This is a genomic window from Stenotrophomonas sp. AS012628, assembly GCF_010608305.1.
GTDB lineage: Bacteria > Pseudomonadota > Gammaproteobacteria > Xanthomonadales > Xanthomonadaceae > Stenotrophomonas > Stenotrophomonas geniculata.
Window position 1 is genome coordinate 1 of the sequence record NZ_VMBJ01000287.1, and the last position, 220, is coordinate 220.

Annotated in this window: 1 protein-coding gene; it reads right to left on the reverse strand. The window is 64.1% G+C overall.

Annotated elements, in window-relative coordinates:
• Positions 1–220: OpgC domain-containing protein (gene opgC / locus G5A07_RS21955; RefSeq protein ID WP_191864041.1), on the reverse strand; the 220-nt coding region annotated here is incomplete at both ends.

The following is a 220-nucleotide window of genomic DNA, read 5'->3' on the forward strand; positions in this document are numbered from 1 at the left end:
GCACGAACCTCGCCACACGATGGCGATCGCCAGGAAATGCAGCAGCCGCAACGGGTCCAGATTCGGCTTGTCGATCGGATAGATCAACCGCTCGATGCTGCCGGGAATCGCGGCCGCCAGTGGAGCGATCTCCCAGCTTCGCAGCAGCGTATGCGCGACGACTGAAGCCCACCCGTCGCGACGGCTGACATCGCTGTAGCTCAGTGCACAGGTCACGCCG